The organism is Microbacterium pasadenense (genome assembly GCF_047246565.1).
Taxonomy (GTDB): domain Bacteria; phylum Actinomycetota; class Actinomycetes; order Actinomycetales; family Microbacteriaceae; genus Microbacterium.
On record NZ_JBFOKN010000001.1, the window covers coordinates 696,734 to 722,937 of the forward strand.

Annotated in this window: 22 protein-coding genes; 13 read left to right on the plus strand and 9 right to left on the minus strand. The window is 71.9% G+C overall.

Annotation, left to right across the window (positions count from 1 at the left end):
• Window positions 1–24: 24 nt before the first annotated feature.
• A complete protein-coding gene (locus AB3M83_RS03240; protein ID WP_412945070.1) occupies window positions 25–1,437 on the minus strand; it encodes a DUF6421 family protein in 1,413 nt (470 codons plus the stop codon).
• 119 nt (window positions 1,438–1,556) lie between these two features.
• Here AB3M83_RS03240 and AB3M83_RS03245 point away from each other — a divergent pair, with 119 nt between their 5' ends.
• The 6 genes from AB3M83_RS03245 to AB3M83_RS03270 all read left to right on the plus strand — a co-directional run bounded on the left by AB3M83_RS03245 (window position 1,557) and on the right by AB3M83_RS03270 (window position 7,272).
• Window positions 1,557–2,036, plus strand: a complete 480-nt coding sequence (locus tag AB3M83_RS03245) for an Lrp/AsnC family transcriptional regulator (protein WP_412945072.1) — start codon at window positions 1,557–1,559, stop codon at window positions 2,034–2,036.
• Window positions 2,037–2,101: 65 nt separating this feature from the next.
• Window positions 2,102–3,064, plus strand: a complete 963-nt coding sequence (locus AB3M83_RS03250; protein WP_412945073.1) for a diacylglycerol/lipid kinase family protein — start codon at window positions 2,102–2,104, stop codon at window positions 3,062–3,064.
• A 56-nt stretch (window positions 3,065–3,120) separates the two neighbouring features.
• A complete protein-coding gene (locus AB3M83_RS03255; RefSeq protein ID WP_412945076.1) occupies window positions 3,121–4,299 on the plus strand; it encodes a histidine kinase in 1,179 nt (392 codons plus the stop codon).
• Window positions 4,296–4,937, plus strand: coding sequence for a response regulator (locus AB3M83_RS03260; RefSeq protein ID WP_412945078.1), 642 nt, complete (start codon window positions 4,296–4,298; stop codon window positions 4,935–4,937). The genes AB3M83_RS03255 and AB3M83_RS03260 overlap by 4 nt, the downstream gene beginning before the upstream one ends.
• A 98-nt stretch (window positions 4,938–5,035) precedes the next feature.
• Window positions 5,036–5,797: an ABC transporter ATP-binding protein gene (locus AB3M83_RS03265; RefSeq protein WP_412945080.1), complete on the plus strand. Its 762-nt coding sequence runs from the start codon at window positions 5,036–5,038 to the stop codon at window positions 5,795–5,797.
• Window positions 5,794–7,272 carry an ABC transporter permease gene (locus tag AB3M83_RS03270; protein WP_412945083.1) on the plus strand — a complete coding sequence of 493 codons (1,479 nt, stop codon included), beginning with the start codon at window positions 5,794–5,796 and terminating at the stop codon, window positions 7,270–7,272. The genes AB3M83_RS03265 and AB3M83_RS03270 overlap by 4 nt, the downstream gene beginning before the upstream one ends.
• Before the next feature lie 83 nt (window positions 7,273–7,355).
• Here the strand turns inward: AB3M83_RS03270 and AB3M83_RS03275 are convergent, their stop codons facing one another.
• A complete protein-coding gene (locus AB3M83_RS03275; RefSeq protein WP_412945084.1) occupies window positions 7,356–7,910 on the minus strand; it encodes a hypothetical protein in 555 nt (184 codons plus the stop codon).
• 139 nt (window positions 7,911–8,049) lie between these two features.
• Between AB3M83_RS03275 and AB3M83_RS03280 the strand changes: the two genes are divergently transcribed.
• Complete coding sequence (locus AB3M83_RS03280) at window positions 8,050–10,515, plus strand: glycoside hydrolase family 3 protein (protein WP_412945087.1); 2,466 nt, start codon at window positions 8,050–8,052, stop codon at window positions 10,513–10,515.
• Between the two features lie 31 nt (window positions 10,516–10,546).
• Entirely contained in the window at window positions 10,547–11,206 is a 660-nt protein-coding gene (locus tag AB3M83_RS03285) for a 2-phosphosulfolactate phosphatase (RefSeq protein WP_412945089.1), read from the plus strand.
• On the opposite strand, the gene AB3M83_RS03290 is transcribed toward AB3M83_RS03285, so the two are convergent.
• The 4 genes from AB3M83_RS03290 to AB3M83_RS03305 all read right to left on the minus strand — a co-directional run bounded on the left by AB3M83_RS03290 (window position 11,193) and on the right by AB3M83_RS03305 (window position 15,109).
• Window positions 11,193–11,681: a SprT-like domain-containing protein gene (locus tag AB3M83_RS03290; protein WP_412945091.1), complete on the minus strand. Its 489-nt coding sequence runs from the start codon at window positions 11,679–11,681 to the stop codon at window positions 11,193–11,195. The two genes, AB3M83_RS03285 and AB3M83_RS03290, sit on opposite strands and share 14 nt — an antisense overlap.
• A gap of 29 nt (window positions 11,682–11,710) precedes the next feature.
• Window positions 11,711–12,238 carry a hypothetical protein gene (locus tag AB3M83_RS03295; protein ID WP_412945093.1) on the minus strand — a complete coding sequence of 176 codons (528 nt, stop codon included), beginning with the start codon at window positions 12,236–12,238 and terminating at the stop codon, window positions 11,711–11,713.
• A gap of 82 nt (window positions 12,239–12,320) precedes the next feature.
• Complete coding sequence (locus AB3M83_RS03300; protein ID WP_412945095.1) at window positions 12,321–13,184, minus strand: spermidine synthase; 864 nt, start codon at window positions 13,182–13,184, stop codon at window positions 12,321–12,323.
• Window positions 13,185–13,660: 476 nt separating this feature from the next.
• Complete coding sequence (locus AB3M83_RS03305; protein ID WP_412945097.1) at window positions 13,661–15,109, minus strand: HNH endonuclease signature motif containing protein; 1,449 nt, start codon at window positions 15,107–15,109, stop codon at window positions 13,661–13,663.
• Window positions 15,110–15,421: 312 nt separating this feature from the next.
• Here AB3M83_RS03305 and AB3M83_RS03310 point away from each other — a divergent pair, with 312 nt between their 5' ends.
• The 4 genes from AB3M83_RS03310 (at window position 15,422) to AB3M83_RS03325 (ending at window position 20,694) form a co-directional block, all read left to right on the plus strand.
• Window positions 15,422–16,786, plus strand: coding sequence for a flavin monoamine oxidase family protein (locus AB3M83_RS03310; RefSeq protein ID WP_412945099.1), 1,365 nt, complete (start codon window positions 15,422–15,424; stop codon window positions 16,784–16,786).
• A 188-nt stretch (window positions 16,787–16,974) separates the two neighbouring features.
• Entirely contained in the window at window positions 16,975–18,648 is a 1,674-nt protein-coding gene (locus tag AB3M83_RS03315) for an ABC transporter substrate-binding protein (RefSeq protein ID WP_412945101.1), read from the plus strand.
• A gap of 85 nt (window positions 18,649–18,733) precedes the next feature.
• Window positions 18,734–19,738, plus strand: coding sequence for an ABC transporter permease (locus AB3M83_RS03320; RefSeq protein ID WP_412945103.1), 1,005 nt, complete (start codon window positions 18,734–18,736; stop codon window positions 19,736–19,738).
• A complete protein-coding gene (locus AB3M83_RS03325) occupies window positions 19,735–20,694 on the plus strand; it encodes an ABC transporter permease (RefSeq protein WP_412945106.1) in 960 nt (319 codons plus the stop codon). Before AB3M83_RS03320 ends, AB3M83_RS03325 begins: the two co-directional genes overlap by 4 nt.
• 68 nt (window positions 20,695–20,762) lie before the next feature.
• Here AB3M83_RS03325 and AB3M83_RS03330 read toward each other — a convergent pair whose 3' ends face one another.
• The 3 genes from AB3M83_RS03330 to galT all read right to left on the minus strand — a co-directional run bounded on the left by AB3M83_RS03330 (window position 20,763) and on the right by galT (window position 24,896).
• Entirely contained in the window at window positions 20,763–22,448 is a 1,686-nt protein-coding gene (locus AB3M83_RS03330) for an ABC transporter ATP-binding protein (protein WP_412945109.1), read from the minus strand.
• Between the two features lie 97 nt (window positions 22,449–22,545).
• Window positions 22,546–23,724 (minus strand): galactokinase, encoded by a 1,179-nt coding sequence (galK, locus tag AB3M83_RS03335; protein WP_412945111.1) that lies wholly within the window; start codon window positions 23,722–23,724, stop codon window positions 22,546–22,548.
• The gene (gene galT / locus AB3M83_RS03340; RefSeq protein WP_412945112.1) at window positions 23,721–24,896 is read right to left on the minus strand and encodes a galactose-1-phosphate uridylyltransferase; all 1,176 of its coding nucleotides are present in this window, start codon (window positions 24,894–24,896) and stop codon (window positions 23,721–23,723) included. The genes galK and galT overlap by 4 nt, the downstream gene beginning before the upstream one ends.
• A 99-nt stretch (window positions 24,897–24,995) precedes the next feature.
• Between galT and AB3M83_RS03345 the strand changes: the two genes are divergently transcribed.
• Complete coding sequence (locus tag AB3M83_RS03345; protein ID WP_412945967.1) at window positions 24,996–25,961, plus strand: LacI family DNA-binding transcriptional regulator; 966 nt, start codon at window positions 24,996–24,998, stop codon at window positions 25,959–25,961.
• The last annotated feature ends 243 nt before the right edge of the window (window positions 25,962–26,204 follow it).

Below are 26,204 nucleotides of genomic sequence, written 5' to 3' on the forward strand. Positions count from 1 at the left end.
CGCCCCGGCCGTCCCCCGCCCCCGTCAGGTGTCCGTGCTGCGGATGCCGCTCGTCGAGGCGATCACCGGACGCATCTTCCTCTCCAGCGCCTCGAAGAACATCGACAGCGGGAACTCGTCGTCCAGCACGGCGTCGGTGTACCCCTTCGGCGGTCCCGCGAGGATCTCGTCGGGCAGGCCGCGCGCCCAGCGCGACGCGGGGTGCGGGGTGACCGTCTCGCGGACCAGGTCGTACGCGGCGAGCCAGTGCGCCACCTTCGGGCGGTCGATCGACTCCCAGTACAGTCGGTCGATCGCGTCGGCGAGGGCGACGACGGCATCGGGCACGCGGTCCCACTCGAACGCGAGCGACGTGTCGGTCCAGTGCAGCACGCCGTGGCGATGGAGCCAGGCGAACAGCAGCTGGCCACCGAGTCCGTCATAGTTGCGGACGCGCGTGCCGGTGATCGCGAACCGGAAGATCCGGTCGAAGATCACCGCGTACTGCACCAGGCCGGCCTGCTCGAGGGTCTCGGCCTCGACGCGCGACAGGTCCCGCCGCGCCGCGAGCGACCGCTCGATCGCGACGCACTCCCGGAACGCGGTCAGATCGCAGCGCAGCTCCTCGAGCGAGTAGAGGAAGAACGGCATCCGCTGCTTGATCATGAACGGATCGAAGGGCAGGTCCCCGCGCATGTGGGTGCGGTCGTGGATGAGGTCCCACAGGACGAACGACTTCTCGGTCAGCTGCTGGTCGTCGAGGAGCCGGGCCGCGGCCTCGGGCAGCTCGAGGCGGGTGATCTCGGAGGCCGCGCGCACGACGCGCCGGTACCGCGCCGCCTCGCGGTCCTGGAAGATCGCCCCCCACGTGAAGGTGGGGATCTCGCGCATGGCGACGGTCTCGGGGAACAGGACCGCCGAGTTCGAGTCGTATCCGGGTGTGAAGTCCAGCAGGCGGAGCGAGACGAACAGGCGGTTCGAGTAGGTGGCCTCGACCTCCTGGATGAACTCGGGCCAGATCACCTCGGCGAGGACAGCCTCGACCTTCCGCTCGCGAGACCCGTTCTGGGTGTACATCGGGAACACCACGAGGTGACGGAGGCCGTCGACACGGTGCTTCTGCGGCTGGAAGGCGACGAGCGAGTCCAGGAAGTCGGGCACGGTGAATCCCGAGTCGGCCCACCGCTCGAAATCGAGGACGCTCGCGCGCAGGTACTCCTCGTCGTGCCGGAAGGCGGGCGAGAGGGCGCGGATGCCGGCGATGATCGCATCGACGTGTGCGCGGGCGGCGCCGTGGTCCGCGGGATCGGGGACGGAGCCGTCTGCCGCCTGCAGCGGCTGCAGGGCGGTGGCGGCATCCCTGAGGAGGCGCCAGGCGGAGGAGTCCGTCGCGAGGCCGGCGTCTTCGACGACCTCGGGCATTCCGATGATCGTCTGCGGGGTGGTGACGGTGCTCATGGTGAACCTCCTATCGGCATCGAAGCGGGCTGAGCGACGATTGTACGGGAAATCTTCCTGTCGAACAGCGCTCTGACAGAACGAATCGCCGCTCTCGCCCGGTGCGCTACCGTCGGAACGTGGCGAACGACGATGCGACGGGCGGTTCTGCGTTCAGTGACGCGGTGGACACGGCGCTCGTCGCTGAGCTCTCGCTCAACGCGCGGGCGACGCTCGCCGAGCTGTCCGCCATCACCGGCCTCTCGGTCTCGGCGACGCAGGCGCGGGTGCGGCGGCTCGAGGCGCGTGGCGTGATCTCGGGGTATCACGCGATCATCGACCCCGAAGCGGTCGGCAAGCCGCTCGCCGCGTTCGTCGAGATCACCCCGCTCGACCCCGGCCAGCCCGACAACGCCCCCGAGCTGATCGCCCACCTCGATGAGATCGAGGCGTGCCACTCGATCGCGGGAGACGCCGCGTACATGCTGTTCGTGCGGGTGGCGTCGCCGCGCGAGCTGGAGCGTCTCATCCGCGACATCCGCTCCGCGGCGTCGGTCAACACGCGGACCACCGTCGTGCTGCAGTCGTTCTTCGAGCACCGGCCGATCACGCCGGTTTGACCCGTCTCGCCCGGCATCGCTGTCAAGAGGTGGGGCGGTGCGGTCTCCGCCCGTAGCCTCGAGGGATGCCCGACAACCCCTCCGACGGTACCGGCGTCCTCGTCCTCGCCAACAGCCGCTCCGGCGCATCGCTGGGGCGTCCCGATCGTGTGCCCGACGTGCGCCGCCGCCTCCCGGCGGCCACCGTGCGGGAGCTCACGAAGGGCGAATCGATCGACGAGGTCGTCGCCGCAGCGGTGGCCTCGCCGCAGCCGCCCACCGTCCTCGGCGTGCTCGGCGGCGACGGCACCGTGTCGCGCGCGGCGCACCTCGCCCGACAGCACGACCTGACGCTGCTCGTCCTGCCGGGCGGGACGTTCAACCACTTCGCGAGGTCGCTCGGGATCGAGGACGTCGACGCCGGGCTCGACGCCTACCTGTCGGGCAGCGTGGCATCCGTCGCCGTCGCCGAGGCGTCGGTCGACGACCGGGCCCCGATCACCGTGCTGAACGCGGTGTCGATCGGCGCGTACCCCGAGCTGGTCGCCGAGCGCGAACGCCGCTCGAGCCTCGGCAAGTGGTGGGGCGGAGCCGTCGCCGCGTGGCGTGCGCTGCAGGGCGCCCACCGGGTCGAGGTGGCGCGGAACGGTCGGCGCGCGCAGGTCTGGTCCGTCTTCGTGGGGGTCGGGCGGAACGATCCCGACCGCGTGGCGATGATGCAGCGGGCGACCCTGACCGAGGCGGTCGTCGACGTCCGGGTTCACCACGCCCGCGGCACGCGGGTGCGGGCGATCGCCTCCCTCGCGTTCGGGAAGCGCTCGATCGCCGTCCTGCGGGCCGTGCGGCTCATGCCGCCCGCATCCGACATCGAGCGCATCGTCGACGGGGACTTCGGCATCGAGGTCCGGCCCGGTGGCGCTCCCGACCTCTTCGTCCACGACGGCGAGCTGGAAGAGGTCTCGAAGGACGGGTTCCGGCTCCGCGTGCGGGCGAGCCCCGACGGCCTGCGGGCATACCTGCCCCCTCGCGACCCGGGCGCACGCGGCTGAGCCGGATACATCTCCGGGCGGATGCCGCGCCGCGCGCACCCGCGTACGGTCGAAGGGTGTTCGCCCGCCTCCGCCCGCCGCAGATCGCCTTCGACGTCTTCGCGGCGATGGCTTTCACGCTCGCCGCGCTCGCCGCCGAGCTGAACACCGATCCCACGATGCCGTTCGCCGGCGTCTCGGCAACGTTGCTGTCCCTGACCATGGGGGCGGCTCTCGCCGTGCGGCGGCTCTCACCGGGGCTCGCCCTGCTGCTCGCCTGGATCGGCGCGATCAGCCAGATGGGATTCGGGCGACCGCCCGGGTTCGCCGACGTCGCGATCTTCGGCGTGCTGTACGTCACCGCCGCCTACGGCACGCGCCGTGTGTTCTGGGCGGGATTCGCGTCGGTGATCGTGGGGGCCGCGGCGATCACCCTCTATCTCCTGCGCTGGGGACTCACCACGGGCGCCGCGCTGTCCGAGATCCCCACGGCGATCGCGGTGCTGATCGCCGCGCTGTTCGCGCTCGGGCTCGCCTGGACCTCGGGCGCCCTCATGCGCAGCGTCCTGCGCGCCCGCGCCACCCGGGCCGCGCAGACCCGCGCCGAAGCCCAGACGGCCGCCGAGCAGGAGCGCACCCGCATCGCCCGCGACATGCACGACATCGTGGCGCACTCCCTCGCCGTCGTCATCGCGCAGGCGGACGGCGCGCGCTACGCCGCCGCCGCCGACCCCGAGGCGCAGTCGGCGGCGCTCGGCACCATCTCCTCGACGGCGCGCGCCGCGCTGGCGGACGTGCGGCTGCTGCTCACCCAGCTGCGCCACAGCCAGTCCGAGGGTCCCCAGCCGACCCTCGCCGACCTCGAGCAGCTGTACGGCCAGGTCCGCGCCGCCGGTGTCGACCTGCGGGTCGACGTCGACCCCGCCCCGCAGGGGGAAATCCCGGCATCCGTGCAGCTCGCCGTCTTCCGCATCCTGCAGGAGGCGCTCACCAACGCACTGCGTCACGGTCGCGCCGGGGGCGTGGACGTGGCGCTCGCCTGGCGCGCCGACCGTGTCGAGCTGACCGTCCGCAACCCGGTCGCCACGGATGGCGATCCCGACCGGCGGCCGCCCGGCCACGGCATGATCGGGATGCGCGAGCGTGCACAGCTGATCGGCGGCCGGCTCGACGCCGGAGCCGAGGGCGCCGTCTTCACCGTCACCGCGAGCCTGCCGCTGGGCGCAGGCGCCGCACCCCGAGAAGGAGACCGATGAGCGTCATCCGTGTCGTCCTGGTCGACGACCAGGCGCTGTTCCGAGCCGGCATCCGCATGGTCATCACGTCGCAGGCCGACCTGGAGGTCGTCGGCGAGGCCTCCGACGGGATGCAGGCTCTCGAGGTCGTCCGTCAGGTCCGCCCGGACGTCGTGCTGATGGACATCCGGATGCCGGTGATGGACGGGCTCGCGGCGACGGCCGCGCTGCTCGCCGATGCCGACCCGCCGAAGGTCGTGATGCTGACGACGTTCGACCTCGACGAGGCGGCGGCGCGCGCGATCCAGCAGGGCGCCAGCGGCTTCCTGCTCAAGGACGCGGACCCGGAGTTCCTGCTGGCGGCGATCCGCACCGTGCACGCGGGCTCGTCCGTGATCGCCGCCTCGGCGACGCGCGAGCTCTTCGCGGCCCTGAACGAGCCGACCCGGGCCGTCCCGCCCAGCTACTCGGATCTCACCGACCGCGAACGCGAGATCTTCGCGCTCGCCGCGCGGGGGCTCTCGAACAGCGAGATCGCCGCCCGCGAGTTCCTCTCCGAGGCCACCGTCAAAACGCACGTCAGCCGCATCCTCGCCAAGCTCGGGCTCCGCGACCGCGTGCAGCTCGTGGTCTTCGCGTTCGAGCACGGTCTCGCCTGACGGCGGACGGCTGCCGCTCCGGGATCATCCTGGAGATGTACACGGCAGCGACCGGAGGCCGACGCGGCCGACCCGGCGGCATCCGTAGCGTCGAGGGCATGGAGATCACGACCACCGACATGGGGCTCGCCGCCCGTGTCCAGAACCTGACCAAGACCTACGGTGCGGGAGAGTCCGGCGTTCGCGCACTGGACGACGTCACCGTGGGCATCCGGCGCGGCGAGTTCACCGCCATCATGGGTCCGTCCGGGTCCGGCAAGTCCACGCTCATGCACATCATGGCCGGCCTCGATGCCCCGACGTCGGGCCGCGCCTGGATCGGTGACACCGAGATCACAGGTCTCGGCGACATCGACCTCACCATCCTGCGGCGCCGCCGTGTGGGGTTCGTGTTCCAGGCGTTCAACCTCGTGCCCACCCTCGACGCGATCGGCAACATCCTGCTGCCGTTCGACCTCGACGGACGCCGTCCGAGCGCGCTCGAGCGTTCCCGCATCGACGGCCTCGTCGAGACGCTCGGGCTCACCGCGCGGCTGCGCCACCGGCCGCACGAGCTGTCGGGAGGTCAGCAGCAGCGCGTCGCGATCGCACGTGCCCTCGCCACCTCGCCCGACCTGCTGTTCGCCGACGAACCGACCGGAAACCTCGACTCGCGCTCCGGACGCGAGGTCCTCGCGCTGCTCGCGACGGCCAGTCGCGAGCACGGGCAGTCCATCGCGATGGTCACCCACGATCCGATCGCCGCCTCCTACGCGGACCGGGTCCTCTTCCTCGGCGACGGGCGCATCGTCGCCGACAAGCCCACGCAGACGGCCGAGCAGATCTCGGCGCACATGCTCGCCGCCGAGGTGGCGGCATGACCGCGCTCGCCGCTCCCGTCTCGACGGCGCCCGGATCGGCGCGGCCGCCCGCCGCGCGCCGTCGTACCAGCGTCGGATGGCTGCGCGAGCGCGGCATGGGCGCGACCGTCCTCGTCGCCGCCATCTCGACCGCATTCGGCGTCGCGCTGCTGTCGGCGACCGGATATCTCGGCGCCGCGCTCACCGCCAACCCCCTGTACGGCGGCTCGGAGACCCTCGCGCTCGTGATCGCGATCCTGGGCGTGATCCTGCTCGCCGTGGCGGTCTACGTCGCAGCGATCGTCACCGCGAACACGTTCGCCACGATCATCGCGGGACGGACTCGCCGGATCGCGCTGATGCGGCTCATCGGGGCGACGGCGCGCTCGCAGCGATCCGAGGTGGCACGGCAGGGACTCATCGTCGGAGCCATCGGCGCTCTCATCGGTCTCGTCCTCGGGACGGCCGGCACAGCCGCCGCGCTCCCGCTCGTCGATCGGCTGGCGGGGGCCAGCACGGAGTTCTCGGTCGTCCAGCCGGTGCTCCTCGTCCCCGCTCTCGGGGTCGCGCTGACGACGTGGGCGGCCGCCTGGACGGGGTCGCGGCGGGTGCTCACGGTGACGCCGCTGCAGGCGCTCGGCGGCGCGGTCGAGCAGAGTCGGGCGGAGCTCTCCGCCCGGCGCGGACGCAACGTCGGCGCGCTGGTGCTCGGCATCGCCGGTGGCGCGCTCATGGTGGGCGGCATCGTGCTCGGCATGCTCACTCCCGCGGGCGTGGTGGTCGCCTTCGTCGGCGGGCTCCTCTCCTTCACCGGAGTGACTCTCGGCGCCGCCTCCCTCATGCCGCCGCTTTTGCGGGCGACGGGCCGGCTGTTCGGGAAGTCCGTCGCCGCGCGGCTCGCGGCCGAGAACGCGGTCCGCTACCCGGAGCGGTCCAGCCGCATGGCGATCGGCGTCGTGATGGGCGTCGCGCTGGTGGTGATGTTCGCGGTGGCGTCGGAATCCGTCAAGGCGCTCGTCGCCGTCTCGGGCGGGGGAGAGGTCGACGAGGCGTTCAACGCGATGATGGACTCCTTCTCGGGGGTGATGATGGCGCTCGTCGCCGTCAGCGCGGTGATCGCCGCCGTGGGACTGGTGAACCTGCTGACGATCGGCGTCGTCCAGCGGCGTCGCGAGCTCGGTCTGCTGCGCGCGCTCGGACTCAGCTCCGCCGGCATCCGACGCATGGTCCTCATCGAGGCGGCGCACATCACGGTCACCGCGCTCGTCTTCGGGCTGGTGCTCGGAGCGCTGTACGGCTGGGTGGGTGCGCAGTCGCTGCTCGGCTCGGTGCCGATCCCGCCGATGTGGTCGTCGCCGACCTTCGTCGCACCGGCGATCCCGTGGCTTCCCGCCGCCGTCATCGTCGTCGCCACGGCGGTGCTCACGCTGGTGGCCGCGGTCGCCCCGACGCGGATCGCGACGCGCACCGCACCCGTCGAGGCGCTCGCCGACTGAGCCGGTGGCGCCGCCCGTCGGCGACGGGTCCGGGGGATCCCGATCGGTCGCGCCACCTCCACAGGACGGATGCCGCGTCGCGCTCAGCCCGCGACGTCGGCATCCGTCTCGTTCTCGGCGGTCGCCGGTCCGGCCGCCGGGCGGTCGGACTCAGGCTCGTACGACCATGTCGGCGCGAGGGCGCGCAGCCGGACCGCCCGGTACTGCCACGTCGCCCAGAGCAGCGGCCACAGCGGGAGCGCCGCGGAGCCGCCGATCACGAGCCGGTCCCGCCACAGCGTCCTGGTGGGATCGCCGGGAGCCGCACTGACGGCCATCTGATGGTCCCAGACGTCCAGCGCCGACAGCGGTCCGGTGAGCGGGATGCCGCTGTCGCGGAAGATCCGGACCGGCCCGCGACCATCCTCGACGTGCCGCTCCGACACCGAGATGAGCTGGCGTCCGACCGGGACGGCGCCGAGTGCGCGCAGCTGGACCGGCACGTCGTCGCCGGTCTCGAGAGAGGTGGCCGGGTGCGGGTCGAGCGGGCTCATCTCCAGCAGCGGGCCGTAGAGCTCGGCGACCGCGCGCGGCGAGTGCAGAGCTCGCCAGGCGGCGTCGGGGGTGCAGTCGAGGACGAGCTTGAGCAGAATCCGCATGGACGAAAGTCTCGCATCGGGCGGCGGCCGCGGGTAGGCTGGGAGCGCTCCCATCCCCGAGGTACCGGCGACATCGCCGTCATTCCGCGCGCGGGAGCCGCCCTGCGCATCGCGCCCCGCCGTCATCTCCGGAGTTCCCATGCCTCTTGACCCCGCCCTCGAGTCGGGCGACCGCTCGCACACCCTGACGCCGGTCGAGTCCGTGGCTCAGATCTCCACGATGCTGCTCGACACCGACCCGACGCTCGACCCGGAGCTCGCCCGCGTCGCGCGCCAGGCCGCCGCGGAAGGCGTCGTCCTGCTGCGAAACGACGGCACGCTCCCGCTCGCGGACCGGCGGGTCGCGGTGTTCGGACGCGTCCAGATCGACTGGTTCGCCGTGGGCTATGGCTCGGGCGGCGACGTGAAGGTGCCCTACATCTGGAACCTGCTCGCGGGCCTGCGCGATGCCGGCGTGACCGTCGACGGCGAGCTCGCCGACCTGTACGCCTCGTGGTCGGCGGAGAACCGTCCGACCTTCGCGGCCACCTGGGGCGAGTGGCCGCACCACTTCCCCGAGATGCCGCTGGCTCCCGAGGCCGTCGCCGCCGCGGCATCCCGCGCCGACACGGCCGTCGTCGCGATCGGTCGCGCCGCCGGCGAAGCCCGCGAGAGCATCCTCGAGGCCGGCAGCTACTACCTCACCGATGACGAGCGCGCGCTCCTCGACGCCGTGACCGAGAGCTTCCCCCGCACGGTCGTCGTCCTCGACGCCGGAAACGTCATGGACCTCGCCTGGCTCGAGGGGTACGGCGACCGCATCGGCGCCGTGCTCTACGCGTGGCAGGGCGGCATGGAGGGCGCGCGCGCGGTGGCCGACGTGCTGGCGGGCGACGTGTCGCCGAGCGGCAAGCTCACGGACACGATCGCGCACCGGTATGCCGACTACCCGAGCTCGTCCAACTTCGGCGACCTCGACGCCAACCACTACGTCGAGGACGTCTTCGTCGGCTACCGGTACTTCGAGACGTTCGCCCGCGACCGGGTGCTCTTCCCCTTCGGTCACGGCCTGAGCTACACCGCCTTCGACGTCGTGACCACGGCGGCGATGGATGCCGGCACCCTCCGCCTCTCGGTCGACGTCACCAACACGGGCGCGGTCGACGGCAAGGAGGTCGTGCAGGTCTACACCGGCGCTCCCGACGGCGCGCTCGGCAAGCCCGCCCGGCATCTCGCGGCCTTCGCGAAGACCCGAACCCTCGGGCCCGGCGAGACCGAGCGGATCGATCTGGACGTCCGCCTCGACGACCTGGCCTCGTACGACGACGGCGGCGTCACGGGGAACCGCAGCTGCTGGGTGCTCGAGCCGGGGGAGTACCCCGTCTACGTCGGCACCGACGTCCGGTCGGCGGCGCAGGTCGCCGCGTTCGACGTGCCGGAGCTGCGGGTCGTGCAGCGACTGACCGAGATCGCCGCGCCCGTCGTCCCGTTCTCGCGGATGACGCTGGCCCGTGACGCCGGCGGGAACGCCGTCCCCGCGCAGGAGGATGTTCCGATGTCGACCGTGGCACGCGCCGAGCGGGTCACCGAAGGTCTGCCGGCGGAGACGCCGCAGACCGGCGACCGCGGGATCACGCTCGACGCGGTCGCGTCGGGAGAGGCATCCCTCGACGACTTCGTCGCGCAGCTCAGCGACGAGGAGCTCGCCCTGCTGGCCCGGGGGGACGTGACGATGCACAGCCCGCTCGGTGCTCCCGGCAACGCCGGCGTCCTCGGCGGGGTCTCGGAATCGCTGCGCGAGAAGGGCGTGCCGCCGGTCACGACGACCGACGGTCCCAGCGGCCTGCGACTGTCGGCGTATGCATCGCTCCTTCCCTCGGGGACGGCCCTCGCCTCGACGTGGAACACGGCGCTCGTCCGCGAGCTGACCACGCTGCACGGGCAGGAGATGGTCCGGAAGGGCTCGGACGTCCTCCTCAGCCCCGGGATGAACATTCACCGCGACCCGCTGTGCGGCCGCAACTTCGAGTACTTCAGCGAGGACCCGCTCATCACGGGCCGGGTGGCCGCGGCCGTCGTGCAGGGCGTGCAGTCGGCGGGTGTCTCGGCGTGCCCGAAGCACTTCGCGGCGAACAACCAGGAGACCAACCGCACGCGCAACGACTCTCGCGTCTCGGAGCGCGCGCTGCGAGAGATCTACCTGCGCGGCTTCGAGATCTGCATCCGCGAGGGCAAGCCGAAGACGCTCATGACCTCGTACAACCAGATCAACGGCGTGTGGGCGCACTACCACTACGACCTGGCGACGGTCGTGCTGCGCGAGGAGTGGGGCTACACCGGCACCGTCATCACCGACTGGTGGATGGAGGATGCCGTCGACCCGGACTTCCCGGCGCTCGAGGACAACGCCTACCGCGTGCGCGCACAGGTCGACGTGCTCATGCCGGGCGGGACGAAGACGGAGTCGGGACCGACCGATCAGGCGGACGACACGATCCTCGAATCGCTGGCGCGCGACGGCGGCATCACGCGCGGCGAGCTGCAGCGCAGCGCCCGCAACGTGCTCCGGCTCGCGCTCGCGCTGAAGCCCGTCATCGACGCCCGTAACGCGGAGCCACGTCCGTAACGGAGGGCGGTCGCTCTCGTAACGTAGAGGGATGACCGCGAGCCCCTTCGACCAGTCCCGCTACCAGCTCCGCTTCGAGTGGGGCGTCGAAGGGCTCCGTCGCCTCGCGCCCGCCGACGTGGTGATCGTGGTGGACGTGCTGCGCTTCTCGTCGACGATCACGGCGCGCGTCGCGGTGGGGGAGACCGTGCGGCACGACGCGTCGGCGCGGGCGCTTTCGCGGAACGGCGCAGCCGTCGCGGATGCCGCCGGCTCGGGACCCGTCGTGCTGCTGGGATCGCTCACGAACGCGGCCGCCGTCGCCCAGGCCGTGCTCGCCGAGCAGACCCGGCGCGGGGCCCGCACGAGTGTCAGCGTGGTCGCCGCCGGCGAGACCGTCGGTGATGGGGCCGGGGGGTCGCTCCGGTTCGCGGTCGAGGATCAGCTGGGCGCCGGTGCCGTGCTGGGCGCCATCGAGGCGCTCGGGATCGACCACAGCTCGCCCGAGGCGGCGGCCGCCTCGGAGTCGTTCCGCGGGCTCCGGGCGGCGGCACGTCACCTGCTGACGGCCAGCGGCTCGGGGCAGGAGCTCATCGAGCGGGGCGCTCGCGACGAGGTGCTGGCCGCGGCGCAGCTGGACGCCGTGGCATCCGTCCCCGTCCTGCGCGACGGAGTCTGGGTCGCGTACGGACCGGATCTCAGCGGGGCGTGAGCGCGGACTGACGTGTCGCGGCCGTGATCTCGCGGCGACGCCACGTGAACAGGTGCCGTTCGTCGAAGGCGGGTGCGCAGATCGCGCAGGAGGTCGCGCGCGTCGCCCGACGGTGCCGGTAAGCGACGTGCCCCGCCGGGCAGGTACCGACCCACGGCGCGAGCTCCGTCGCGGTCTCGCCCCGATGCGTGACCCCGCCGGTGTAGCCGAGCGCGCGGGCGACCCGCAGCCACTCCGGGCCGTGCCCGGTCCGCGGGCCGGCCAGTGCGTGGGCGATCTCGTGCAGGATGGTCTGCCGGTTGGTGGCGTCGTCATACCGCGCCGACAGGTACCGCGACAGGGTGATGCGCTTGCGCGTGTAGTCGCAGGCACCGGCACGACGCTTGGCGTTGTCGAACGCGAAGCTCCACGAGTCGTCGAGGTGGCGACGGAGCAGGCTCTCCGCCTCGCGGCGGACGTCGAGGAGATCGGTCATGCGGGGATGATAGAACGGATGTACGACACTCAGCTGGCGACGGAGGCACCGGTGCGGCGACGGTCTGCCGCCTCGATCGCGAGGAGAGTGGACTCGAGCTGCTCCTCGGGAGCACCCGCCTCCTGGCGCAGGAACAGGGCCTTCTTGAAGTCGGCTCGGGCAGAGGCGTAGTCCCGCGCGTCGTAGAAGGTCTTGCCGCGGTGCTGGCACGCGAAGGCTCCGAGAGCCGCCCAGCCCTGGCCTTCGGCTTCTTCGACGCACATGTTGAGCTCGTGGATCGCGGCGGCGTGGGCACCGCGGAACTGCTGCACCGTGGCGTGCAGCACGCGGGCGCGCAGCAGGTCCTTGCGGGTGCCCGCCATGCGCGCGAGGCGCACCGCCTCCTCCGACACGATGAGCGCGTCGTCGAGGCGGTCGAGGACCTTGAGCAGCCAGACCCGCTCGAGCATCGCGGCGAGGCTGCGCTGTTCGCCCAGCTCGTCGAGCCGCTCGCGGCACTCGTGCAGATCGACGATCTCACGCAGAGTCTCCGGGTCGTATCCCTTGATGTAGCTCACGGCGACTCCTTCCGACGCTCCCGACGTGTCCGTCCAGTCTCGCCCGGCGTCTCGATTTGCGGGGCAGGGCGCGCCGCGCGGATCAGCGTTCGAAGACGGATGCCGCCGGTTTCGGCGACGGGGTGGCGTCGGCATCCGTCACGACACGCGCGCCCCGGACGAAGACGTCGAGTTCGTCACCGTGAGCGACCTTCGCGGGGTGCGGACCGGCCGCCATCAGGCGCGGGAGCCAGTCCATCGGCAGCGGGGACGCGGATGCGGCGATCACGATGTTGCCGAACCGACCGCTCTTGAGCGTGCCCACCTCGGCGAGGATGACGACGTGCTCGAGCACCGAGCGGACCGTCGCGACCTGCGCGCGGGCGAAGGCGAGGCCGCTGCCGTCGGCGATGTTGACGAGCAGGACTCCCGTCGGGGCGAGGAGGTCCGCGAGGATGCGGTAGTACTCGATGCTGGTGAGATGCGCGGGTGTCTGCGCGCCGGCGAAGACGTCCGAGACGACGAGGTCGACCTGTCCCAGGATGCCGTTCGGCAGGCGGCCGGCGACGTCTCGGGCGTCGCCGATCCGCACGCGCAGCTGGCCGCCTCGGGGGAGCGGCAGGTGCGCGCGGACGAGGTCGACGAGCCCCTGCTCCAGCTCGATCACCTGCTGGCGGGAGCCGGGGCGGGTGTGCTCGACGTAGCGCGGCAGGCTCATGGCGCCGGCGCCGAGGTGGACGGCCGTGAGCGGCTCGCCGGGCAACTTGAGCTGATCGATCACGGCGCCCATCCGGGCGATGTACTCGAAGTGCAGGTGCGACGGGTCGTCGAGGTCGACGTGCGACTGCGGGGTGGTCTCGACGACGAGCTCCCAGCCACCCGCGAAGCGTCCCGGGATGATCCGCGCCTGTCGGCCGTCGGACAGTTTCGCGACGGGCGCGTCGTCTGCGTCTCGGGAGCGGGCCATCCTCCTACGGTATCCGCCGCGGGTGAGCGAGAGCCCGCTGGTTGCGCAGGTCGGCCGGGCGCTGGCCGGGCTCGCTGGCGGTGGAGTCGCTCACCTGGCCTGGCGGGCTGTGCGCCGGTCAGCGTGCTTGTTGTGGTCGCCGGAGCGTCGTGCCGGTGTGTGACCCGCTCAGCTGTTCTGGTCGCCGGTGCGTCGTGCCGGTCGCCGAGCGGGGTGCTGGTGGCCGGGCTGCAGCGTCGTGCTGGGTTGCGAGCCGTCCAGCCGTTCGGGTCGGCTGTGTGCCGGTCGGCGCACGTGCTGGTCGAGGTGCACTGTGATGGTGCGCGCGTGTGCTGCGTCGCTACGGAATGCTGCACCTGGTTGCGGAGGACCGCGTCGCGTTGCGGAGGGCCGCGTCTCGCTGCGGAAGATCGCGTCTCGCTGCGGAAGAACGCGTCTCGCTGCGGAATCGCCGACGTGGCTCAGAGGCATCCGGGTCAGAAGGGTGGGGCGTCGGTGCGGTCGGTGGTGTTGGCGCGGTCGGTGTTGTCGGGTCCGGTGGCAGGTGTGAAGGCGACGGCGGGGGTGGGTGCGTCTTCGCGGTAGGTCCTGCCGGCGGGTGAGGTCCATTCCAGGACGCCACCCTGGAGTTGTCGGACCCGCCAGGCGGTGAACTGCTTCATGGAATGGTGCCGTTGACACAGGTGGGCGAGGTTTCGGAGTTCGGTTCTGCCGCCGAGGGCGTGGTCGTGGGTGTGGTCGATCTCGCAGCGGATCGCGGGCACCCGGCAGCCGGGGAACCGGCAGTGCTGGTCCCTCGCCTGCAGGTACCGGCGCATCGGCAGCGGAACCCGGTACGAGTCGACGGCGACGGTGGTGCCGGTGACGGGGTCGGTGAACATCCGCTCCCAGATCCCCACCGCACCGGCGAGCGTGCGGGCGGTGAGCGTGTCGATGGGTGACCGGCCGATCAGATCCGCAGGCCCGTCATCGGTGCCGTCCAGGCACGATGCGGGCAGGACGACCTGCACCCGGGCACGGATCGCCCCGAGCGGACCCGCGCTGGTGTCGATCGTGTCATCCAACGCCGGTGTGCCCGCGAGGAGCAGGTCGGCGAACAAGTCGGCCCGCACCTGGTCGATCGGGCGCTTGTCCGTTGCCACCACGTCCACGGCGTCCGTGCCGTTCGTCCGTCTGAACGCGCCCTCGGGGACCGGCCCGTCGGTCGCGCGGCGGTCGGCAGCTGTCACGGCCCGTTCGGTGCGGGTGTCGACGATCGCGCGGGCCTGCTGCGTCAACCGGTCGTGGATGCCCTCCGCGATCACCGTGGGGAGTGTCGCGATCAGGTCCGACATCCCGTCACGCCCCGGCATCAGCCTCACGCACCGGCCGGCGGCCGCTTCCACATGCCGTTCCGTGAAGGAGCGGGGGTGCATTCGCTGCGCGAGGATCTCGAGCTCCGCGCGCACCCGGTTCGGGGTGTCCTGTTCGCACCGGCTGATCGCGGCGGCTTCGAACTCGGGTCGCAGCTCGACGGGCACGACGCCCCCGGTGTCCACGATGACCAGCACGTGACCGCGGGTGATCAGCCCCGCCTCCCACGCGCCCAGCGCCGCGGGGTAGCCTTCCACGATGGTGCGGGCCTCGTCGATCCGGCGCTGCACGGTCCGGTCGGTGGTGCGCATGATCCCACCCACCTCCGCCGCGATCGACCGCAGCGCCATGTCATGCACCCGCACCCGAGACCCACTCCCGACCGCCTGCTCCTCGGCGAGCTGACCCGCCCGGGCAAGCACCCGCAACTGCGCGATCTGAGCCGTGGCGATCTGCCGTTCGACGGTCTCGACGTCCGCGACGATCCCCGCCAGCGACGCGATATACGCGTCGGGCGAAGCGGGTCCGGACGGGATGTTCATACCCCCCATTCTGGTGAGGGCCTCCGACATCGAACCGGCCGATCCGACAGTTATCCACAGCCCACCAGAGAGGTCATCTCGCATCGTCCGGCAGGGAGAAACTGTGCCGGCCGACGCCTGCCGTCGAGCGATCGCTGCGGGCGAGGAGACGCGCACCGCGCAACCCGCCGACCCGCCCGACCCCGCCGACCCGCGCGACCCCGCCGACCCGCCCGACCCCGCCGATCACCGCCCGACCCCGCCGACCCGCCCGACCCCGCCGCACCGCCCGACCGCCCCCGCCGACACCCGTCCGTCCGCCCCCGGGTGCAGGATGGACCTGCCGATACAAAGGAGAGTCAGGTGGCCAGCGAGCGTTTTCACACTGCTGTCGTCGGGGCCGGGATCTCGGGCCTCGCCGCCGCACGGCTCCTCGCCGGCCAGGGACACCGCGTCGTCGTGCTCGAGGCCCGCGACCGCGTCGGAGGACGCGTGCACACCGACCGTTCCGACGGCCGCGTCACCGATCTCGGGGCGTCCTGGATCCACGGCATCGACGGCAACCCCGTGCACACGGTCGCTCGGGCGTTCCAGCTGCCGATGACGGAGTTCACCGTCGGCAGCTATCAGGCCGGCGGCCGCCCGATCGCCTACTACGGCCCGGACGGGACGCGCCTCGCCGCGGCGCACACCGAGCAGTTCATCGCCGACACCGCCCGCGTCGACGACGAGCTCGAGCGGGTCATCGCCGGCGCCCCCGACGGCACCAGCTACGCAGAGGTCGTCCGCGCGGCAGTCACCGCCGTCGCGGCGAGCGACGGCTGGCAGGCCGACCGCGCCGCGCGGGTCGTCGAGTACTTCGACCATCGATCCGAGGAACAGTACGGCGCCGACGCGCGGCTCCTCGACGCCCACGGGCTCGAGGACGAGGTGGTCGACGGCGACGAGGTCGTCTTTCCCCGCGGCTACGACGAGCTCGCCGCACGCCTCGCCGACGGCCTGGACGTCCGCCTCGACCACGAGGTCACCACGGTGGCCCGCCGCGGTGCCCCGGGTGTTCCCCACGGCGTGAGGATCGGCACCGGCAGCGGAGTGTTCGAGGCGGACCACGCCGTCGTGACCGCGCCGATCGGGGTCCTCCGCACCGGCGGCATCGCGTTCGAGCCCCCGCTGCCCGACACCGTCACCGGGGCGATGGCGAAGTTCGAGATGAACGCGTTCGAGAAGGTCTTCCTGCGATTCCCGGAGCGGTTCTGGGATGCCGACGTCTACGCGATCCGCCGACAGGGCGAAGCCGCGTCGTGGTGGCACTCCTGGTACGACCTGACGGAGGCGCACGGCGAGCCGACGCTGCTCACCTTCGCCGCCGGACGGTGCGCACAGGAGACGCGCTCGTGGAGCGACGAGCGCGTCGTCGCGTCGGTGCTCGCCGCGCTCCGCGGGATCTACGGCTCCGCCGTGGGAGAGCCGGCCGGGGTGCACCGCACCGCCTGGCAGGACGACCCGTGGTCTCGCGGCTCCTACGCATACATGACGATCGGATGCCGGGGCGCGGACCACGACCGCATGGCCGCTCCGGTGGACGGCGTGCTGCACCTGGCCGGGGAGGCGACCTGGGGAGAGGACCCGGCGACCGTCACGGCGGCGATCCGATCGGGTCACCGGGCGGCCGAGCGCATCCTGGACCGGTCGCTGCCGATCGAGCTGCTCGCCGATCCTCTCCGCTGAGCCGGCCGGAAGCCGACGTCGCCGACACGCCTGTCCGCGAGAGCGCACGAGCCGGGGCAGGATGAAACATGATCGAGATGCGGCTGTCATCGCGTCGCGGCATACATCCCGGTAGCGTCGGGCGCATCCCCATCGGCGGACGACCTTGAGTCGTGCCCGCCGACGAGCCAAGCGGAAGGTACACAGCAATGCTCTCCACTCCCAGGAAGCGGGTGGTCGCGTCCGTCGCGGCCCTCGCCATCGGCGCCCTCGCGCTCAGCGCGTGCGGCAGCCAGCGCGGCGGTGACGGCGAATCCGCCGCCCCCGAGGACGTCGACGGCACGTTCGTCTTCGCCGCGTCGTCCGACCCGGCCAGCCTCGACCCCGCCTTCGCGCAGGACGGCGAGACGTTCCGCGTCTCGCGCCAGATCTTCGAGGGCCTCGTCGGAACCGTGCCCGGCACCGCCGACCCCGCACCGCTGCTCGCCGAGTCGTGGGAATCGGCCGAGGACGGCATGAGCCACACCTTCACCCTGAAGGAGGGCGTCACGTTCCACGACGGCACCGACTTCAACGCCGAGGCCGTGTGCGCCAACTTCGAGCGCTGGTACAACTGGGAGGGCCTCGCCGCCAGCGAGGCGCTCGGCTACTACTACAACAAGCTCTTCAAGGGCTACGCCGCCAACCCCGACGACGCCGTCTACAAGTCGTGCACGCCCGACGGCGACACCACGGTGACGATCGAGCTCAACAAGCCGTTCGCCGGATTCATCCCCGCCCTCTCGCTGCCGGCGTTCGGCATGCAGTCGCCCGCCGCGCTCGAGGAGTTCGCCGCGGACGAGGTGGGCGGCACGGCCGAGGCCCCCGTTCTCAGCGAGTACGCCAGGGAGCACCCGGTCGGCACCGGCCCGTTCATGTTCGAGGAGTGGGCTCCCGGTGAGCAGCTCACCCTGTCCGCGTACGAGGACTACTGGGGCGAGCCCGGGCAGATCGACGAGATCATCTTCCGCGTGATCGACGACCCGACCGCGCGCCGTCAGGCGCTCGAGGCGGGCTCCATCGACGGCTACGACCTGGTGGGCCCGGCCGACACGGCCGCCCTCGAGGAGGCCGGCTTCACGATGGTCTCGCGGCCCCCGTTCACGATCCTCTACCTCGCCTTCAACCAGGCCGTGGAGGAGCTGCAGGACCCGACCGTCCGCGAGGCGCTCTCGTACGCGATCGACAAGGACGCCCTCATCTCGCAGGTCCTCCCCGAGGGCACCGAGAAGGCGACGCAGTTCATGCCCGACAGCGTGAACGGCTACAACCCCGACGTCACCACGTACGAGTACGACCCGCAGAAGGCGATGGATCTGCTGGCCGAGGCCGGGTACGACGAGTCGAACCCGCTCGAGCTCGAGTTCAACTACCCCTCGGACGTCTCGCGCCCCTACATGCCGGACCCGGAGCAGATCTTCACCGTGCTGTCGAAGCAGCTCGAAGAGGTCGGCGTCGTCACCGAGCCGGTCACCGACACCTGGAGCCCGGACTACCTCGACAAGATCACCGCCGGCCCGAACCACGGCATCCACCTGCTGGGCTGGACGGGTGACTACAACGACACCGACAACTTCGTCGGCGTGTTCTTCGGCGCGGAGTCGGCGGAATGGGGCTTCGACAACCCGGAGCTGTTCGACGCGCTCACCGAGGCCCGCGGCATCGCGGACCCCGAGGAGCAGGCAGGGCTGTACCAGGACATCAACCAGATGGTCGCCGAGTTCATCCCCGGCGTCCCGCTGGCCCACCCCGCCCCGACGCTGGCCTTCGACCCCCGGGTCGAGAGCTTCCCCGCCAGCCCGGTGAACGACGAGGTGTTCAGCGAGATCGTCCTCGCCGAGTAAGACGTACGCGGCGGCATCCGTCGCCTGACCGGTGCGGGGCGGGGAGCATTCCCCGTCCCGCACCGCCCATCCCGAAAGCGACACAGTGCTGCGAACCATCGGCAAGAGACTTCTGCTGCTGATCCCCACCCTGCTCGGAATGAGCATCCTGCTGTTCTGGTGGGTCCGTTCCCTCAAGGGCGGCCCCGCCACCGCCCTCCTCGGCGAGAAGGCCACCCCCGAGGCGATCGAGCGGATCAACGAGCTCTACGGCTTCAACCGGCCCATCCTGGAGCAGTACTTCACCTGGATGGGGCGTCTCCTGTCCGGAGACTTCGGCAACTCCATCAACACCGGGCGACCCGTGCTCGAGGAGTTCCTGCGCCGCTTCCCCGCGACGATCGAGCTCTCGATCGCGGCGCTGATCATCGCGGTCGGCGTGGGCGTCCCCCTCGGATACTGGGCGGCGCGGCGCCACGGCAAGGCGGCCGATCACACGGCGGTCGTGCTGAGCCTCGTCGGCATCACCATCCCGGTGTTCTTCCTGGCCTTCATCCTGAAGTACTTCTTCGCCGTGCAGCTGGGCTGGCTCCCCTCGGACGGCCGTCAGAACCCGCGTATCGACGCGACCCACTACACGAACTTCTACGTGCTGGACGGCCTGATCACCGGTGAATTCGATGCCGCCTGGGATGCCGTCCTGCACCTGATCCTGCCGGCGCTCGCGCTCGGCACGATCCCCCTCGCCATCATCGTGCGCATCACCCGGGCATCCGTCCTCGAGGTGCAGAACGCGGACTACGTGCGGACCGGCAAGGCGAAGGGCGTCCCGGGGTCGCTGCTGCGCAACCGGTTCATCCTCCGCAACGCCATGCTCCCGGTCGTGACCACGATCGGCCTTCAGGCCGGTCTCCTCCTCTCGGGGGCGATCCTGACCGAGACGGTCTTCGCCTTCCCGGGCATCGGCTCGTTCCTCGCGACGGCCATCTTCAACCGCGACTTCCCGGTGCTGCAGGGCTTCATCATCTTCATCGCCATCGCATACGCGCTGATCAACCTGATCGTCGACGTGTCGTACAGCCTGATCGACCCGAGAGTGAGGGTCTCATGAGCGCCGTTCTTCCCCCCGCATCCGGCGGCAGCCCCGCCGCCGACGGCACCACCGCCGACCTGTCGGCCGGCGCCGGCGGCGCCCCCCGCGGCGGCTTCTGGCACGACGTCCTGCGCCGCCTCCGCTCGAACCCGACGGCCTGGGTCGGTGCGGCCATCGTGCTGCTGTTCATCCTCGTGTCGCTCCTTGCGCCGCTCCTCGCGCCCTATTCCGAGACGGCCCTTCCCGGCGCGCGCGAGATCACCCCGACGTCCATCCCCGGACCCGGCGAGATCCCGGGGTTCCCGCTCGGTCTCGACCGCTTCGGCGGCGACGTCCTGTCGAAGCTCATCTGGGGCGCGCAGGCGTCGCTGCAGATCGGTGTCGTGTCGACGGCGTACGGACTGATCGGCGGGATGCTGCTGGGTCTGCTCGCCGGCACCTTCGGCGGCTGGGTCGACAACCTGATCATGCGCCTGGTCGACATCCTGCTGTCGGTGCCGAGCCTGCTGCTCGCGGTGTCGATCGCGGCGATCCTCGGCCAGAACCAGAACTCGATCATGATCGCCATCGGTGTCGCGCAGGTGCCGATCTTCGCCCGCCTGCTGCGAGCCTCGATGCTGCAGCAGCGATCGGCGGACTACGTGCTGTCGGCGCAGACCCTCGGCCTCGGCCGTGGCCGGATCACGATGAGCCACGTGCTGCCGAACGCCGTCGGACCGGTCATCGTGCAGGGGACGCTGTCGCTTGCGACGGCCGTCATCGACGCCGCGGCGCTGTCGTTCCTGGGCCTCGGCGGTGGACGCCCCGAGACCGCGGAATGGGGGCGCATGCTCACCTACGCGCAGGCGGAGCTCGCCATCGCGCCGTGGCTCGCCTTCCTGCCGGGCATCTGCATCGCGGTGACCGCGCTCGGCTTCACCCTGCTCGGCGAGGCGCTGCGCGAGGCGATGGATCCGAGGACCCGCGCCCGCTGAGCCGTCCCGCGGGCGGATGCCGCGGCATCCGCCCGCGCACGACTCGGCCGCCGGGACGCCGGCCCGGGTCAGACCGCGATGTCGAGCTCGTTGCCGGGGATCGAGGCGAGCAGGTTGCGGGTGTACGGGTCGCGCGGGTTCGTGAAGATCTCCTCACTGGATGCCGCTTCGACCAGCTGCCCGTCCTTCATGACGCACACGTAGTCGCTGATCAGGCGCACGACGGCGAGGTCGTGCGAGATGAACAGGTAGCTGAGGCCGTACTCGCTCTGCAGGCCGCGCAGCAGCGTGAGGATCTGATCCTGCACGAGGACGTCGAGCGCCGACACCGGCTCATCGCAGACGATCAGCTCGGGCGAGAGAGCGAGGGCGCGCGCGATCGCGACGCGCTGACGCTGGCCGCCCGACAGCTCCGACGGGTAGCGGCGCAGCGCCGACTCGGGCAGGGCCACGTCGTCGAGCAGCTGCCGGACGCGCTTGGCGCGGTCCTTCGACGATCCGCGCCGGTAGAACTCCAGCGGCTCCGACACGATCCGCTCGATCGTGAACATCGGGTTGAGCGATGAGTACGGGTCCTGGAAGATCGGCTGGACCTTCTGGCGGAACTCGCGCAGGTCCTTGCCCTTCAGGGATGCCACGTCCACGCCGTCGAAGCGGATCTCACCGCTCGTGGGCTCGATGATCTTCAGCATCATCCGTGCCGTCGTCGTCTTGCCCGATCCGGACTCGCCCACGATCGCGACGGTCTCGCCCCTCGGGATCGCGAAGGACACGTCGTTCACGGCGGCGAAGTCCTCCTTGCGGCCGCGGACCGGGTAGAGCTTGGTCAGCGACTCGACCTCGAGGATGTTGTCGACGGGCGTCGCGGGAGCGGCGGCATCCGTCGTCACCGCTGCAGGGGCGGCGGGCGCGGCGAACGCCTCGGGGCGCAGGCGGGCGACCGCGACCGACGGCGCCGCCTTCACGAGCGACTTCGTGTACGCGTGCTGCGGGTCCTCGAGGATCTGGCGCGCCGGACCCTGCTCGACGATCCGGCCGCGGTGCATCACGACGACGCGGGCGGCGCGCTCGGCGGCGAGGCCCAGGTCGTGGGTGATGAGCAGGACGGACGTGCCGAGCTCGGTGGTCATGCGCCCGAGCTGGTCGAGGATCGTCTTCTGGACCGTGACGTCGAGGGCGCTCGTGGGCTCGTCGGCGATCAGCAGCCGAGGGTTGCAGGCGAGGCCGATGGCGATCAGCGCGCGCTGGCGCATGCCGCCCGAGAACTCGTGCGGGTACTGCTTGGCACGGTCCTCGGCGTCGGGGAGGCCGGCGGCCGCGAGGGTCTCGACGACTCTCTGGTCGACGTCCTTCCGGGTCGCGAGGCCGTGCGCGAGAAGCGTCTCGGCGACCTGGGTGCCGATGCGCGAGGTCGGGTTGAGGTTCGACATCGGGTCCTGCGGCACCAGGCCGATCTTCCCGCCGCGCACGGTGCGCATGACCGACTCGGACGCACCGACGAGCTCTTCGCCGTCGAGACGGATGCTGCCGCGCGAGACGCGGCCGTTGCCGGCGAGCAGGCCGATGATCGCCATCGCCGTCGTCGACTTGCCGGAGCCGGATTCACCGACGATCGCGACGGTCTCGCCCGCCGCCAGGTCGAGGTCGACGCCTTCGACCGCGTGCACGGCTCCATCGATCGTCCGGAATTCGACGGCCATGTCGCGCACCTGGAGGAGGGGCGCACCGGTGCCGGGAGTCGTCTGCAGAGGCATAGGGTCCATCCTGCCCCGTCGGAGCCACTCGTGCGGGAATCGGCCCGCCGCTTTACCGACTCGTAACGCGGCGGAGCGGCCCGTCGGACCCCGCGGGTCAGCTGTCGCGGCGCGCACCCTCGGACGGGCGGACCGTGAAGATGTGGGGCTCGGTGAATCCCGCGTCGGCGAAGGCTGCACGGACGGCATCCGTCACGGCGCCCACCGTGTCGTGCGCGACCAGAGCGATCGCCGCCCCGCCGAACCCGCCGCCGGTCATGCGCGCGCCGATGGCGCCGGCTGCGCGAGCGCTTTCGACGGCGAGGTCGAGCTCGGGCACCGAGATCTCGAAGTCGTCGCGCATCGACACGTGCGAGGCGTACAGCAGGTCGCCGATCGCGCGCGGGCCCTGCTCCCGCAAAGTGCGGACGGCGTCGAGCACGCGCTGGTTCTCGGTGACGACGTGACGGACGCGGCGGAACGTCACGTCGTCGACGAGCTCTTGGACGCGCGCCAGCTGATCGGGTCGCACGTCGCGCAGGGCGGGCACGCCCATCGCGGCGGCGCCGCGCTCGCAGGCGGCACGCCGCTCGCCGTAGCCGCCCGTCGAGTGGGCGTGCGTGACGCGGGTGTCCATGACGACGAGGTCGAGTCCGGCCCGGGCGAACCCGAGCTCGATGACCTGAGCGTCGAGGGTCCGGCAGTCGAGGAACGTCCCGGCATCCGTCTCGCCGAGCATGGCGGCCATCTGGTCCATGATCCCGGTCGGAGCGCCGACGGCCTCGTTCTCCGCCGTGCGGCCGGCGCGGGCGACGGCCACGCGGTCGAGGCCGAGACCCCAGACGTCGTTCAGCGCCGAGCCGGTGGCCGACTCGATGGCGGCGGACGACGAGAGTCCCGCGCCGACGGGGACGTCGGAGGCGAACGCGAGGTCGACGCCGGGAACGGATGCCGGGTCGGCGCCGGTCGCCTGCAGCAGCGCCCAGGCGACGCCGAGCGGGTAGCGCGCCCACTCGACGACCTCGTCCCGGCGCGCGGGGAACAGGGCGTCCAGGTCGGCGAGAGCGACCTCGACCGGCACGGGGTCGAAGGTCGACACGACGCGGATGCGGCCGTCCTCCCGGCGACCGAGGGCGACGTGCGTGCGGTGCGGGGTCGCGAAGGGGAACACGAAGCCGTCGTTGTAGTCGGTGTGCTCGCCGATCAGGTTGACCCGACCGGGAGCCGACCACGAGCCGGCCGGCTCGGTTCCGGTCAGGGAGGTGAACAGGCCGTAGGCCTCGCCGGCAGCGGTCACAGGGTGATCCCTTCGATGGCGGTGCGGAGGCGCGCGGCGGCATCCTCCGGGGGGACGTCGCCGATCCAGGCGCCCATGGCGGCCTCGGATCCGGCCAGGAACTTGAGCTTGTCGGCGGCGCGGCGCGGGCTCGTCAGCTGCAGGCTGAGCCGGACCGTGTCGCGGCCCGTGCTCACCGGCGCCTGATGCCACGCGGCGATGTACGGCGTCGGGCTGTCGTACAGCGCGTCGACGCCGCGCAGCAGCCGCAGGTAGAGGGGGGCGAGCTCGTCGCGCTCCTCGGCGTTCAGTGCGGCGAAGTCGGGGACGTGCCGGTGCGGCAGCATGTGGATCTCGAGCGGCCAGCGCGCAGCGAAGGGCACGAACGCGGTCCAGTGCTCGCCGCGCAGCAGCACGCGGGGCCCGGCCTGCTCGAACTCGAGGATGCGGGCGAACAGATCGGGGGCGGTGCGGTCGATCGAGTCGAGCAGGCGCAGCGTCCGCGGTGTGACGTACGGGTAGGCGTAGATCTGACCGTGCGGATGCCGCAGCGTGACCCCGATGGCCTCGCCCCGGTTCTCGAACGGGAAGACCTGCTCGATGCCCGGCAGTGCCGACAGCGCGGCGGTCCGGTCTGCCCACGCCTCGATGACGGTGCGGGCGCGCGTGACCGTCTGCGTGCCGAACGAGCCGGTGTGCTCGGGCGAGAAGCACACGACTTCGGTCCGACCGACGCTCGTGCGGGTCCGTCCCAGTCCCAGGTGTGCGAGGTCTTCGAGGCCCCGGGGCGGATCGACCGCTTCGGGGGCGTCGCCGTGGGCGGCGGCGAGGGCGGGACCGAACGACGGCGACTTGTTCTCGAACACGGCGACGTCGTACAGCGACGGGATCTCGGACGGGTTCGTCTCGGTCTGCGGCGCCAGCGGATCGAGCTCGGCCGGCGGCAGGAACGCGCGATTCTGGCGGGCGGCGGCGACCGACACCCAGTCGCCGGTGAGGATGTCCTGGCGCATCGTCGCGGTGTCGGGGCGCGGGGTGAGATCGCGGGCGTCGACGGCGCGTTCGGCGTCGAGCGTCGTCCCGGGGTCGTCGTAGTAGATCAGCTCGCGACCGTCGGCGAGCCGAGTGGCGCGCTTCACCACGCCGGCGCCGAGTTCGGTGGCATCCGTGGGTGCATTCTCCGCAGTGTTCACGTCAACATGGTAGGTCGCGTGCGTGTTATCGTCAACATCGACGGAACCGGGGGTTCCGCGGGGACGACCGGGGAGGAAGTCGTGGAGCGTCGAGCGTCGATGGCGGATGTGGCCGCGGCAGCGGGCGTGTCGGGTCAGACGGTGTCACGGGTCGTCAACGGAAGCCCCCGCGTCGATCCCGAGACGCGCACCCGGGTGGAGCGCGCGATGGCCGACCTCGGGTACCGCCCTCACCGCGCCGCGCGGGCGCTCCGCACCGGCCGCACCGACACGATCGGACTCGTCGTCTCGACCCTCGCGACGGTGGGCAACTCCCGCATGCTGCAGGCGATCGCCGATTCCGCCGCCCGCGGCGGACTAGCTCTGACCGTGGTGACGGCGTCGGGGCGGGATGCCGTCGGCGATGCGTTCGCGCGGCTGCACGACCAGGGCGTCGACGGGGCCATCGTCCTCAACGAGGCGACGGCGCTCGCCCGCACCGTGGCGGTGCCGGCCGGCCTCGCGCTCGTGGTCGTGGACTCGCCGCCGGACGAGCGCTACACGGCCGTCCAGACCGACCACGCCGCTGGCGCGCACGCGGCGACCACGCACCTGCTCGAGCTGGGGCATGCGAGCGTCCGCCACCTGCGCGGTCCGGAGGGATCCTTCGCCGCCGCCGAGCGCGAGCGCGGCTGGCGCTCGGCGCTGGCGCAGGCAGGTGTGGCGGCGCCCGAGGTGCTGCGCGGGGACTGGTCCGCGGCATCCGGTCATCGCGCCGTCGCCGCGCTGCCGGCGGATGCCACCGCCCTCTTCGCCGCCAACGACCAGATGGCGCTGGGCGCGCTCCGCGCCCTCGCCGAGGCGGGACGCGAGGTGCCCGGCGACGTGAGTGTCGTCGGATTCGACGATGTGGCGGATGCCGCGGACTTCCGCCCGCCGCTGACGACGGTCCGGCAGGACTTCGATGCCCTCGGGGCGGCCGCGGTCGCCGCTCTCGTCGCGCGGATCGCGGGGGAGCGGCCGGCCGGCACGATCCTGGTGCCCGAGCTCATCGTCCGCGCGAGCACCGCTCCGCCGCGCGGCTAGGCCGGGGTCGCGCATCCGTTCGCCGAGCGCGCCGGTTGTGGTCGAGTGCGCCGTGCGGGAGCGCGCCCGATCCGGCGCGCTCGGCATGGAACGGCGCTTTCGGCACCAACCGGCGCTTTCGCGCGGGCCGGCCGGGGATCGCGCAGACGTTCGCCGAGTGCGCCGGTTGTGGTCGAGTGCGCCGTGTGGGGGCGCGCCCTATCCGGCGCGCTCGGCGGGAAGCGGCGCTCTCGCGCTCAAGCG